The 12,520-nt window shown below is 70.8% G+C and carries 8 protein-coding genes; 4 read left to right on the top strand and 4 right to left on the bottom strand.

Annotated features, from left to right (window positions below):
- Positions 1-12: 12 nt before the first annotated feature.
- Together HP550_RS05080 and HP550_RS05075 are read right to left on the bottom strand one after the other, a co-directional pair.
- Positions 13-771 (bottom strand): aspartate/glutamate racemase family protein, encoded by a 759-nt coding sequence (locus tag HP550_RS05080; RefSeq protein WP_175346505.1) that lies wholly within the window; start codon positions 769-771, stop codon positions 13-15.
- Positions 772-773: 2 nt separating this feature from the next.
- Entirely contained in the window at positions 774-2,369 is a 1,596-nt protein-coding gene (locus tag HP550_RS05075) for an NCS1 family nucleobase:cation symporter-1 (protein WP_175346504.1), read from the bottom strand.
- Positions 2,370-2,535: 166 nt separating this feature from the next.
- Between HP550_RS05075 and HP550_RS05070 the strand changes: the two genes are divergently transcribed.
- Positions 2,536-3,150 carry a helix-turn-helix domain-containing protein gene (locus tag HP550_RS05070; protein WP_210767689.1) on the top strand — a complete coding sequence of 205 codons (615 nt, stop codon included), beginning with the start codon at positions 2,536-2,538 and terminating at the stop codon, positions 3,148-3,150.
- 315 nt (positions 3,151-3,465) lie between these two features.
- On the opposite strand, the gene HP550_RS05065 is transcribed toward HP550_RS05070, so the two are convergent.
- Positions 3,466-4,455: a ScyD/ScyE family protein gene (locus HP550_RS05065; protein WP_175346503.1), complete on the bottom strand. Its 990-nt coding sequence runs from the start codon at positions 4,453-4,455 to the stop codon at positions 3,466-3,468.
- A gap of 278 nt (positions 4,456-4,733) precedes the next feature.
- Between HP550_RS05065 and HP550_RS05060 the strand changes: the two genes are divergently transcribed.
- The 3 genes from HP550_RS05060 to HP550_RS05050 all read left to right on the top strand — a co-directional run bounded on the left by HP550_RS05060 (position 4,734) and on the right by HP550_RS05050 (position 11,266).
- A complete protein-coding gene (locus HP550_RS05060; protein ID WP_175346502.1) occupies positions 4,734-7,313 on the top strand; it encodes an ATP-dependent Clp protease ATP-binding subunit in 2,580 nt (859 codons plus the stop codon).
- A gap of 90 nt (positions 7,314-7,403) precedes the next feature.
- The gene (locus HP550_RS05055) at positions 7,404-8,858 is read left to right on the top strand and encodes a serine hydrolase domain-containing protein (RefSeq protein ID WP_175346501.1); all 1,455 of its coding nucleotides are present in this window, start codon (positions 7,404-7,406) and stop codon (positions 8,856-8,858) included.
- A gap of 68 nt (positions 8,859-8,926) precedes the next feature.
- Complete coding sequence (locus tag HP550_RS05050) at positions 8,927-11,266, top strand: pectinesterase family protein (RefSeq protein ID WP_175346500.1); 2,340 nt, start codon at positions 8,927-8,929, stop codon at positions 11,264-11,266.
- Here the strand turns inward: HP550_RS05050 and HP550_RS05045 are convergent.
- Positions 11,259-12,467, bottom strand: a complete 1,209-nt coding sequence (locus HP550_RS05045; RefSeq protein WP_175346499.1) for an MIR domain-containing protein — start codon at positions 12,465-12,467, stop codon at positions 11,259-11,261. The two genes, HP550_RS05050 and HP550_RS05045, sit on opposite strands and share 8 nt — an antisense overlap.
- Positions 12,468-12,520: the final 53 nt, after the last annotated feature.

The raw sequence follows: 12,520 nt of genomic DNA, 5'->3' as shown, positions 1-12,520 counted from the left end.
TCGTCTGCTGCGTCAGGCTACGGCCACGGGCAGCACCGCGTCCGCGCGGATCTCGAAACCCGCCAGCAGCCCCGCCATCGGCTTGTCCGGCGGCCGCGCGTACTCCCCGCGCGTGCTCGGCCGGAGCCCCAGCGCGACGAGGGACTGCGCGAGCACCGTCCCCGCCGCGACGCCGTCGACCACGGGCACGCCGATCTCGTCGGCGATCGCGGCGCACCACGCGGCCATGCCGGCGCAGCCCAGCACGACGGCGTCGACCTCGTCCTGCTCGACGGCACGGCGGCACTCCGCGGTGAGCCGGGCCAGGGCGCCGGGGTCCTCCAGCGCGAGCACGGGGACCTCGCACGCGCGCACCGCGACGCACGCCTCCCGGAACCCGTACCGGTCGGCCAGCTCCCGCGCACGGGCCCGCGTCCGGCCGAGCGTGGTGACCACGCTGAACCGCCGGCCGAGCAGCGCGGCGGCGTGCATGGCCGCCTCCGCGATACCGACCACCGGACCGTGCGCCAGCTCGCGGGCGGCGTCGAGACCGGGGTCCCCGAAGCACGCGACCACGTAGGCGTCGACCCCGTCGGCCTCCCCGAGCGCGATCTGCTCGAGCAGCCCGGGGACGGCCAGCGCCTCCTCGTAGTGGCTCTCGATCGACGCCGGCCCCATGGTCGGCTGGACGGCGTCGACGACGGTCCCCGGTGCCGCCACCACCCGGGCGGACCGACCGATGAGGTCGGTCATCGCCCGGGTGGTGTTGGGGTTGATGACCCGGATGTGCATGCTCAGACCGTGACGCCCGCGCCGGTGCGCTCGCTGACGGTTCCGTCCGACACGTGCTCGTCGGACGCGTCCAGCACCGGGATCTGCGGGTTGCGCCGCTCGAGGAACACGAAGATCGCGTACCCGAGCCCGCAGCCGATGAACCAGCTGTAGCTGGCGATCCAGGTGACGTCGAACGCGCCCATGTCCGCGAACGCCTTGGGCAGCACGGCGGCCGCCACGGAGACCAGCCCGGCGGAGATGACCGTGGCCACCGCGTTGCGGTTGTAGCCGCCGGAGTACCAGTACTTGCCGGTGGTGGACATGGTGAACATGTCGTCCACGTGCACCCGCTGCTTGCCGATCACGTAGTAGCCGGCGATGAGGATGCCGAACAGCGGGCCGATGAGGGCGCCCAGCACGCCGAGCGTGTAGTGGATGGCGTTCGCGTTGGAGTACCAGTTCCACGGGGTCAGCAGCACCGACCCGACGGCCGCGATCATGCCGCCCATGCGCCAGCTGATCTTCTGCGGGGACACGTTGGAGAAGTCGAACGCGGGGGAGATGAAGTTCGCGACGATGTTGATGCCGACGGTCGCGGTGACGAACGTGAGGCCGCCGAGCAGGATGGCGAACGGCGTGTCGATCTGCTGGACCGTGTGGATCGGGTCGGTGATCAGCTCGCCGAACACCGGGACCGTGGCGGACGCGCAGATGACGGTGAGCAGCGAGAAGAACAGGAAGTTCAGCGGCAGCCCGAGGAAGTTGCCCTTCTTCACGGCCGTGAAGCTCTTGCCGTACCGGGCGAAGTCGCCGAAGTTCAGCATCGGCCCCGAGAAGTAGGAGACGACCAGCGCGATCGCCCCGAGCATCACCGGGATCGACGCCCAGAAGCCCATGGGCGGGCCGGACGACAGGTTGAGCGAGATGTTGCTCCACCCGGCCTCGGAGACCAGGTAGATCGCCAGCGCGATCATCACCACGTAGACCGCGGGGCCGGCCCAGTCGATGAACTTGCGGATGGTCTCCATGCCGGTCCAGAACAGCGCCGCCTGGGCCACCCAGAGGATCGCGTAGGAGATCCAGCCGAGCGTCGACAGCCCGAGGAAGCTGGTCTCCAGGAGCTCCGCGGAGCTCGGGATGAACTTCAGGAAGATGATGTTCAGCGCCTCGGCGGCGAGGAACGTCTGCACCCCGTACCAGGCCACCGCGATCAGGCCGCGGATGATCGCGGGGATGTTGGCGCCGAGCACGCCGAACACCGCGCGGTTGATCACCGGGTACGGCACGCCGGTCTTCTGGCTCGGCTTGGCGACGAGGTTGCAGAACAGCTGCACGATGACGATGCCGACGATGAGCGCGACGAGCACCTGCCAGCTGGCGATGCCGAGCGCGAACAGGCTGCCGGCCGTGACGTAGCCGCCGACGCTGTGCACGTCGGACATCCAGAACGCGAAGATGTTGTACGACGACCAGGTCTGGTTCTTCAGCGGCGCCAGGTCCTCGTTGGTGAGCCGCGGGTCGTAGCCGGGCTTGATCGTGCCGGCGCCGGGGGGCAGGCCGGCGGCCTCGACGACGTCGTTCGGGAGCTCGTTGAGCGCGGTGGTCTCGGGGTTCATGGTGGTCCTCACGCGGGGTCGTGGTGGGGGTCTGTCCGTGCGTGTCCGTCATCCCGTACGGTGAAGCGATCGCTGAACGCGTGTGAATCTATGACTTCACAACCCGCGATCGGTTACCGGTTTGTGAACTTTGGGGTTCAGTCGTGAGTCCGGACAGAGGAGTGCTGTGACCGCAGTCGACGAGGCCGGCCGGCTCCTCGATGCCTTCGACTCCGAGCAGCTGGGCGCGCGCCTGCGCCAGCTGCGCGAGGACCGCGGGCTGACCCTGCGCGAGGTGGGCCGACGCGTGGGCATCTCCACCAGTGCCGTGTCCCAGATCGAGCGCGGTGTGTTGCGCCCGTCGGTGAACCGCCTCTTCGCGCTCGTCACGGCACTCGACGCCAGCCTGGTCGACGTGTTCGGCGGCCCGTCGCCGAGCGCTCCCCAGCCGGTGCTCGACGGCTACGTGGTGCGCCGCGCGGTCGAGGCCGACGTGGTCCGCCTGGCCGGGGGCGTGGTCTTCCGACGCCTGTCGCCCGGGCCGTCGCGGGACGTCGACTTCTTCGAGTCCACCTACCCACCCGGCTCCACGGGCGCCGAGCAGAACGAGCTGCTCACCCACGTGGGCTACGAGATCGGCACCGTGACGCAGGGGGAGCTGACCATCGACTTCCCCGACGAGCGCGTGGTGGTCCGCACCGGCGACACGATCTCCTACGCGTGCGGCACACCCCACCGGCTGAGCAACCAGTCCGCCGGCGTCACGGTGGCCACGTGGGTGATCGTGCACCCGGTGGGTTGACGAGCCCGCGATCCGCCGCGGACCCGGTGCGCCGACCGCTACCGTGCCTCCGACGAAGGAGGCCCGATGTCGCGACGGACGCCCGCGCCGACGCGCGAGCCCGCGTGATGGAGGTGCAGGACGCGGTCCGGTCGGCGGCGTCCGGTCAGGTCTCCGACGACCGCCTGGTCACCCTCGTCGCGGCACCACCCTTCCTGGCCGCCGCCGGTGTGATCGTGGTGCGGCTGGTCGCCCCGCTCGGCGGCGGGCGGCGGGGGGCGTCGTCCGCGCGCGACGAAGGGCCGGGCAGCTCCGCCCGGCCCCTCGCCCGCGCGATCAGTGGTGGCCGTGCCTCGAGGAGAGGTCGACCGTCCAGACCTCGCCGCCGAGCGTGACCACGTAGGCCGTGCCGCGGATGATCTGGAACGAGACCGGCTGGTCCAGACCGTCGGCGACGACCTGGAGCGAGCCGTGCCGCCCGACCTTGAGCAGCTGCCCGGTGTCCGGAGACGCCGGCGAGCCCTCCGGGCCGCCGAGCGGCCAGATCCCCTGGGCGAGCCCGTACAGCTGGCGTCCGCGGTCCACCGTGACGTCCACCATGAGCGGTCCGCCCGCGGCGACCTCGGTCGCGGTGGTCGAGCGCTTGCCGAAGGTGACGATCTTCCCGTCCGCGGCGAGGTGCGGAAGAGCACCGGCCTGGGCCATGTAGACCCGGGACCCGACGGCGTCGATGCCCGTGGGCACGATGTTGTCGAACGCGATCCGGACGGACACCGAGCCGTCGAGGGCCACCTGGTAGACGCGGTTGTGGTGCCCGTCGGTGACGAGGAAGCCGCCCGCGTACGGCTGGAGGGCGTACGGCACCCCCGTCGCGATGAAGTAGTCGGTGGTCGGCGGGTTCTCCTTGGCGAACGTCCCGATGTCCGCGACCAGCGTGAACGTGCTCGGGCCGTCCATCCGGTAGATGCCGTCCACGTTGCCCGGCGCGCCGCCTGCCTCCGGCGTGATGAAGCCGACGAGCACGTAGGCGGTCCCCCGCACGAACGCGATGTCGTGGGGGCCGCCGTTCGGGGCGGTCGGGAGGCCGGAGGCGAACGTCGTCGTCGCGCCGGTGCGCGGGTCGATCCGGGAGACCTCCCCGGACACGGACTCCGCCACGTACAGGGCGCCGTCGGGACCGACGGTGCTTCCCCACGCGCCGGAGAGGCCGGTCGTGAGCAGCTGCGGCTCGGGCGACGGCGTCGGGTGGTGCGCGGAGGCGGTGGACGGCGCCAGGACGAGCAGCGCAGCGGAGGACAGAGCGAGCAACAGTCGTCGGGGACCCATAGGACCCCTCCCCTCGAGGACAACCAGGAGACGTGCGGGTTCGGGTGGCCGAGGCGTCGTCGCCCCTGCTCGCCCGAGACGCCCTTCGGGCACATCGACGCTAGACCCGGACCTCGTCGGCGATCCATGACCCCGGGCAACCGGGGGCCGTCGTCACGCCTGCGGCGAACAGAGGCAGTTCCGGCCGCACCCCGCCGTTAGCATCGAACAACGCCGCCGCCCGTCGTCCCCCGGTGCGCCAGCCAGGGGAGCCGGCACGCAGCTCGTGAGGAGTGCACATGTTCGAGAGATTCACGGACCGAGCCCGCCGCGTGGTCGTCCTTGCCCAAGAAGAGGCACGGATGCTCAACCACAACTACATCGGGACGGAGCACATCCTCCTGGGCCTGATCCACGAGGGTGAGGGTGTCGCGGCCAAGGCTCTGGAGTCGCTCGGCATCTCGCTCGAGGCCGTCCGCGCCCAGGTGCAGGAGATCATCGGCGAGGGCCAGCAGGCTCCGTCGGGGCACATCCCCTTCACCCCGCGCGCCAAGAAGGTGCTCGAGCTCTCGCTGCGCGAGGCGCTCCAGCTGGGCCACAACTACATCGGGACCGAGCACATCCTGCTCGGCCTCATCCGCGAGGGCGAGGGCGTCGCCGCCCAGGTCCTCAACAAGCTGGGTGCGGACCTGAACCGCGTGCGTCAGCAGGTCATCCAGCTCGTCTCCGGCTACCAGGGCAAGGAGCCCGTCGCCGCCGGCGGTCCGCAGGAGGGGCAGCCCTCGGGCAGCGCCGTCCTCGACCAGTTCGGCCGCAACCTCACGCAGGCTGCGCGCGACGGCAAGCTCGACCCGGTCATCGGTCGCGAGAAGGAGATCGAGCGGGTCATGCAGGTGCTGTCCCGCCGCACCAAGAACAACCCGGTCCTCATCGGGGAGCCCGGCGTCGGCAAGACCGCCGTCGTCGAGGGCCTCGCGCAGGACATCGTGCGCGGCGACGTGCCCGAGACGCTCAAGGACAAGCAGCTCTACACGCTGGACCTGGGCGCGCTCGTGGCGGGTTCCCGTTACCGCGGTGACTTCGAGGAGCGCCTGAAGAAGGTGCTCAAGGAGATCCGAACGCGCGGCGACATCATCCTGTTCATCGACGAGATCCACACCCTCGTCGGGGCGGGTGCCGCCGAGGGCGCCATCGACGCCGCGAGCATCCTCAAGCCGATGCTGGCGCGCGGCGAGCTCCAGACCATCGGAGCCACCACGCTCGACGAGTACCGCAAGTACGTCGAGAAGGACCCGGCCCTGGAGCGTCGCTTCCAGCCGATCCAGGTGGCCGAGCCCAACCTGGCGCACGCGATCGAGATCCTCAAGGGTCTGCGCGACCGGTACGAGGCGCACCACCGCGTGTCCATCACGGACGCCGCGCTGGTCGCCGCAGCCACCCTGGCGGACCGGTACGTCAACGACCGCTACCTGCCGGACAAGGCGATCGACCTGGTCGACGAGGCCGGCGCCCGCCTGCGCATCCGCCGCATGACGGCTCCCCCGGAGCTGCGCGAGCTCGACGAGCAGATCGCCGAGACGCGCCGCGACAAGGAGTCGGCGATCGACGAGCAGGACTTCGAGAAGGCAGCCCGTCTCCGCGACGCCGAGAAGCAGCTCGGTCTCAAGCGCGTGGAGAAGGAGAAGGCCTGGAAGTCCGGCGACCTCGACGCGGTGGCCGAGGTGGACGAGGAGCTCATCGCCGAGGTGCTGGCGATCGCCACGGGCATCCCGGTGTTCAAGCTCACCGAGGAGGAGTCCAGCCGTCTGCTCCACATGGAGGAGAACCTGCACAAGCGGGTCGTCGGCCAGGACGCCGCCATCAAGGCGCTCTCGCAGGCCATCCGTCGGACGCGTGCCGGGCTCAAGGACCCGAAGCGTCCCGGTGGGTCGTTCATCTTCGCCGGGCCCACGGGCGTCGGGAAGACCGAGCTGGCCAAGGCGCTCGCGGAGTTCCTGTTCGGTGACGAGGACGCGCTGATCCAGCTCGACATGTCCGAGTTCTCGGAGAAGCACACGGTCTCGCGGCTGTTCGGCTCGCCCCCCGGCTACGTCGGGTACGACGAGGGCGGTCAGCTCACGGAGAAGGTCCGTCGCAAGCCGTTCTCGGTGGTCCTCTTCGACGAGGTCGAGAAGGCGCACGCGGACATCTTCAACTCGCTCCTCCAGATCCTCGAGGACGGTCGCCTGACCGACTCGCAGGGCCGGGTGGTCGACTTCAAGAACACCGTCATCATCATGACCACGAACCTCGGCACCCGGGACATCGCCAAGGGCCTCATGACCGGCTTCCAGGCCGGCGGGGACCTGTCGACGTCGTACGAGCGCATGAAGTCCAAGGTCAACGACGAGCTCAAGCAGCACTTCCGGCCTGAGTTCCTCAACCGCGTCGACGACGTGGTCGTGTTCCCGCAGCTGTCCCAGCCGGAGATCTTCGCGATCGTCGACCTGATGATCGCCAAGCTGGCCAAGCGCCTGCGGGACAAGGACATGGACATCGAGATCACGCCTGCGGCCAAGACGCTGCTGTCGGAGAAGGGCTACGACCCGGTCCTGGGTGCTCGGCCGCTGCGCCGCGCCATCCAGCGGGACATCGAGGACGCACTGTCCGAGAAGATCCTGTTCGGCGAGCTCAAGGCCGGTCAGCTGGTGATCGTGGACGCCGAGGGCGAGGGTCTGCTCGGGGAGTTCACGTTCCGTGGCGTCCCGCGCGGCGCGTTCACGTCGGAGCCGGTCCCGGTCGGCGCCTCCTACGGCACGCCGGGGTCGGGCACCGACCTGCCCGCGGCGGGCCCGGTCATCAGCGACGGCGGCACGGGCACCCTGCCCCAGGTGGGCTGACCCGCACCGCACGCACGCACGGCGAACGCCCCGGTCCCTCGCGGACCGGGGCGTTCGTCGCGTGTGGGTAGGCGGTGACAGGGTGGGGGCATGCCCGGACGCCGACGCCTGCCCCGATCCACGCCCGAGGAGCAGGGGGTCGACCCGCGGGCGCTGTCGCGGCTGGTCGATGCGCTGGTCGCGTGGCCCGAGCTCCACTCGCTCATGGTGCTGCGCCACGGCGCGGTGGTCGCGGAGGGCTGGGCGGCGCCGTACGCGTCCGACCGCCTGCACGAGCTGTACTCGCTGAGCAAGAGTGTCACGTCGACCGCGGTGGGGTTCGCCGTGGCGGACGGGTTGCTGACGGTCGACGACCTGGTGCTGGACCACTTCCCTGATCAGGCCCCGGCCACGCCCGACGCGAACCTGCGGCGGATGCGGGTCCGGCACCTGCTGACCATGACGACCGGGCACGCGCAGGACCCGACCGACCGGGTCTTCCCGACGGCCGACTGGGTGGCGTCGTTCCTGGCGCAGCCGGTGGAGCACGAGCCCGGCACGTTCTTCGCGTACAACACCGCGGCCACCTTCATGCTCTCGGCCATCGTGCAGAGGCTCACCGGCCAGCGCCTGCTCGACTACCTCGGCCCGCGCCTGCTCGAGCCGCTGGGGATCGAGGGGGCGACGTGGCAGCAGTCGCCGGACGGGATCGACACCGGCGGCTCGGGCCTGTCCGCGACCACGGAGGACGTCGCGGTGTTCGGCCAGGTGTACCTCCAGGGCGGGGTCTGGCAGGGGAGCCAGGTGGTGCCGGCGGACTGGGTCGCCGAGGCGACGCACGCCCAGGTGCCCAACGACGGGGGACCGGACCCCGACTGGACGCAGGGCTACGGCTACCAGTTCTGGCGCGGCCGCCACGGCAGCTACCGCGGGGACGGCGCGTTCGGGCAGTTCTGCGTGGTGCTCCCCGAGCAGGACGTCGTCGTGGTGACCACGTCGGGCGTCGCCGACATGCACCACCAGCTCGAGCTGGTCTGGGAGCACCTGCTGCCGGGGCTGTCGGACGCACCCCTGCCCGCGGACGACGAGGGGCGCGCGCTCCTGGCGGACCGCCTCGGGAGCCTGCGCCTCGACCCGCCCACCGGTGCTCCGACCTCGCCGACCGCCGCGCGGCTGAGCGGCCGGACGATCACGTTCGAACCGCACCCGCTCCAGATCCGCAACGCGGTCCTCGAGGTGGGCCGAGAGCAGGACCGCCTCACGGTGGACCACGGCGAGGACACGGTGATCGTCACGGTCGGGCACGCGCAGCCGGCGCTGACCCGCACCACGCTGCGGCGACGTGAGCCGGAGGACGTGCTGGTCAGCGGCACGTGGACGTCGGTGGACACGTACGTGCTGACCCTGCGGTTCGTCGAGGCCCCGTTCGTGGCCACCGTGACCATGACCGTCTCGGGCGACGACGTGGTGGTGAGGTGCCAGATGAACGCGGCCTTCGGTCCGACGACGGCCCCGCCCCTGGTCGGCACCTTCGTGCAGGCGGTCGACGACGTGTGGGTCGGCTGAGCGTCGAAGCGTTTCACCTGGCTCTGAACCGTTGTAACCGACAGCTGTCGGTCCTAGCGTCCGTCCCCATGCGCACCCCCCGCACCCTGACCTGGGCGGCCTCACTCGTCGCCGCCGTCGCCCTCGCGCTCTCGGTCGGCGTCGCCGCCGCTGGCCCCGCGACCGCCGCGCCCGGCGATCCCGTCACCGTCCAGGCCGGCACCTACGTCCTGCGCTCCGGGGCGTCGGGCAAGTGCCTGGAGGTGCCTGGTGGGTCGACGACCAACGGCACGCTGCTGACGGTCGCCACCTGCGTGACGGGCGCGACGCGCCAGCAGTGGACCGTCACCGCGCAGGGCGCCGGGTTCCGGCTGGCCAACGTCGCCTCGGCGCGGTGCCTCGACGTGCCCGGTGCCTCGACGACTGCCGGCGCCCGGCTGCAGCAGTGGGGCTGCGCCAACCAGACCAACCAGACCTGGACCGCCAAGGCGTCAGCCGGGTCGGGCAAGGCGATGGTCGCCTCGCTCGCCAGCGCGCTCTGCGTCTCCGTCGAGGGCGGGTCCACCGCCTCGGGTGCACCCGCCGTGCAGGACACGTGCGACGACGCGTCGAAGGTGCAGTGGTCGCTGCCCAGCTCGGGGGGCACCTCCACCGGTCCGTGGTCGGACGTCCCCGACGGCTTCGCGCAGGGCACGACCGGCGGCACCGGCGGCACGACCGTGACCGTCACGACCCTCGCGGACCTGCGCAAGTACGCCGCGGCGAGCGGCAAGTACGTGGTGCGGGTGGCGGCGGCGATCACCGTGACGCCCTACGGCGACGAGATCCCGGTGGCCTCCGACAAGACGATCGTGGGCGTCGGCACCAGCGGCCAGATCGTCAACGGTGGCTTGCGCCTCAACGCCGGCACCACCAACGTGATCATCCGGAACCTGACCATCCGCGACACGAAGATGGCCGACGACGACCCCGACGACAAGGTCTACGACTACGACGGCATCCAGATGGACACCGCGTCGAACGTGTGGATCGACCACAACCGCATCCTGCGGATGAACGACGGCCTGATCGACAGCCGCAAGGACACCACCAACCTCACGGTGTCCTGGAACGAGATGGGCGGCAGCAACAAGTCGTTCGGGATCGGGTGGACGGAGAACGTCACGGCCCGGATGACCATCCACCACAACTGGATCCACGACACCAACCAGCGCAACCCGAGCACCGACAACGTGGCGTACGCGCACCTGTACAACAACTACCTGCAGAACATCACCTCGTACGGGAACCTCTCCCGCGGCGCGACGAAGATGGTGCTGGAGAACGGCTACTTCGACAACGTGAAGAACCCGTACGCGCCCCAGGACACCGCGGAGCTGAAGCAGTCCGGCAGCGTCGTGGTGAGCTCCACGGGCAGTCAGACCACGCGCGGCTCCGCGTTCGACCCGAAGAGCTTCTACTCGTACACGCTCGACCAGGCGTCGGCGCTCCCGGCCCTGCTGAAGACAGCGACCGGACCACAGGCGAGCATCGGAGGATCGACGCCGCCGGCCGCGACCCCTGTCGTCGCAGCCGACGGGACCGGCACGTACCGCACCATCCAGGCGGCGATCGACGCCGTGCCCGCGAACAACACCACGCGGCGGACCATCACGATCAAGCCCGGGACGTACCGCGAGATCGTCACGGTCCCGTCGAACAAGCCGTTCGTCACGCTCCAGGGGCTGGGTGGGTCGGCGGCGGACACCGTGCTCGTCAACAACCGCAGCAGCGCCGGTGGGTACGGGACCTCCGGGAGCGCGACCTTCTTCGCCAACGGCGCCGACCTGGTCGCCACCAACCTGACGATCGCCAACGACTACGGCGAGGGCAGCCAGGCGGTCGCCGCCAACCTGAACGCCGACCGGCTCGTGTTCCGCAACGTGCGGTTCACCGGCAACCAGGACACGCTGCTGGTGAACGACGCCGCACGGGCCTACGTCGTCGACAGCTACGTGGACGGCACGGTCGACTTCATCTTCGGCGGCGGGACCGCCGTGTTCGACCGAGCCTCGATCTACCAGCGACGCACCACGGGCGGACCGATCACGGCCGCCCGCACGGACCCCGCCAAGCCGTACGGGTTCCTCTTCTACAAGAGCACGATCACCGGCAGGACGGCGGCCACGACGCAGCTGGGTCGTCCCTGGGGCGCCGCCGCGCAGGTGCTCTACCGCGAGAGCTCGCTGAGCAACACCATCGCCACCGGGCAGCCGTGGACGAACATGTCCTCGAACGTGTGGAGCGCCGCACGGTTCTCCGAGTACAAGAACACCGGGGCCGGCGCCGGGACGGGCACCAACCGGCCGCAGCTCAGCGACGCCCAGGCGCCGAGCTACACGCCGCAGAAGTACCTGGCGGGCACGGACGGCTGGAATCCCCTCAGCTGAGCTCGAGGACCGTCCACCAGTCGTTGACGTCGCGCTCCGGATAGCCGGTGACCTCCTGCTGGCCGGCGGTCAGCCGGGGGTCCGAGGCGCGGTGGGAGTGCAGCGCGGCGCCGGTGGCTACGTGCACGAGGCGGACGCGGGCGCCCGCGGTCCAGGGCCGGTCGTCGATGACCTCGACGCGCCAGTCGGTGGAGGCGTCGGCGGTGTCGACGGCGCTGACCTCCTGCTGGCGCGTCAGCGGGGACGGGACGCCGCGTGCGCTGCGGAGCCATCGGCCCGTCGACACGTGCCTCAGCCGGAGCACGGACCCGTCGCGCAGCGGGGTGCCGGCGGGCGTGCCCGCGGTGCCGACGAGCAGCCACCGGTCGTTGTCGTCGGACCCCCCGAAGCACGTGACCTGCTGGAGGCCGTCGGTGTCGCGATGGGTGTACGGGTGGTCGTGGGAGTGCAGGGTCAGACCGGTCCACACGTGCGAGAGCTTGACGGTGTCCCCGGTGGACACCTGGTCCTTGACGCCGGGTGGGCGCTTGGTCAGGACGCGGGGGCGCCGGGGCGTGTAGTCCTGGAGGAAGAACCCGCGCCAGGTGTGACCGTTGGACGCGGTCCAGTCGGGCTGGTCGCGGTCGGACGTGAGCGTGACGACCTTGCCCACGGAGTTGTTGTCGTAGACCTGGAGGGTGGTCCGGCCCGAGGCGCGGTCCTGCTCGTAGCCGTACGCGATGACCTGGTGGTTCTCCCCGATCGCGGCGAGGGTGCGCGCGACGACGAGCCCGAGGACGACCGGCCGGCCGGCGTCGATGGACCGCATCAGCCGGGGGAGCTCCTCCTCCTTGGTCCAGCGCGTGACGCCCTTGAACACCCAGGTCTCGTCGTCGGAGTGCATGGACCAGGTGACGAACTTGGCGGCCGACCCGGTGAAGAACGAGTCCCGCAGGCGCTGGGTGAACAGCTGCGCGAGCCAGTGCCCGTCGGGCGGGACTCGGCTGGGGGCCCACAGGTCGGCGCGCCAGGCCGGTACGGGCTGCCCGGCGAGGAAGTAGTCGAGCGACGCGTAGGCCATCCCGCCGCACCGCCCGGCCGTGGTGATCTTGGCGCCGTTGGGCAGCGTGAGCACCTCGTTGACGAAGGCGTTGGCGAACGCGAACCCGTGGGTGGCGGGGTCGAACGCGACCGCCCCGCGGAGGAGGACCTGCTCCGGCATCGACATCCCTCTCGTCCCCGTGAGCCGCACCCGACCAGCGGCACCCCCGTGTG

Origin of the sequence: Cellulomonas humilata (assembly GCF_013359775.1) — a bacterium.
Classification (GTDB): domain Bacteria; phylum Actinomycetota; class Actinomycetes; order Actinomycetales; family Cellulomonadaceae; genus Cellulomonas; species Cellulomonas humilata.
This window is presented reverse-complemented; position numbering and strand designations above follow the sequence as displayed.

Bases quoted from the DNA above. Each gene is read 5' to 3' on its own strand.
- HP550_RS05045 (WP_175346499.1), bottom strand. From the start codon at position 12,467: ATGCCGGAGCAGGTCCTCCTCCGCGGGGCGGTCGCGTTCGACCCCGCC.
- HP550_RS05050 (WP_175346500.1), top strand. From the start codon at position 8,927: ATGCGCACCCCCCGCACCCTGACCTGGGCGGCCTCACTCGTCGCCGCC.
- HP550_RS05065 (WP_175346503.1), bottom strand. From the start codon at position 4,455: ATGGGTCCCCGACGACTGTTGCTCGCTCTGTCCTCCGCTGCGCTGCTC.
- HP550_RS05075 (WP_175346504.1), bottom strand. From the start codon at position 2,369: ATGAACCCCGAGACCACCGCGCTCAACGAGCTCCCGAACGACGTCGTC.
- HP550_RS05060 (WP_175346502.1), top strand. From the start codon at position 4,734: ATGTTCGAGAGATTCACGGACCGAGCCCGCCGCGTGGTCGTCCTTGCC.
- HP550_RS05080 (WP_175346505.1), bottom strand. From the start codon at position 771: ATGCACATCCGGGTCATCAACCCCAACACCACCCGGGCGATGACCGAC.
- HP550_RS05055 (WP_175346501.1), top strand. From the start codon at position 7,404: ATGCCCGGACGCCGACGCCTGCCCCGATCCACGCCCGAGGAGCAGGGG.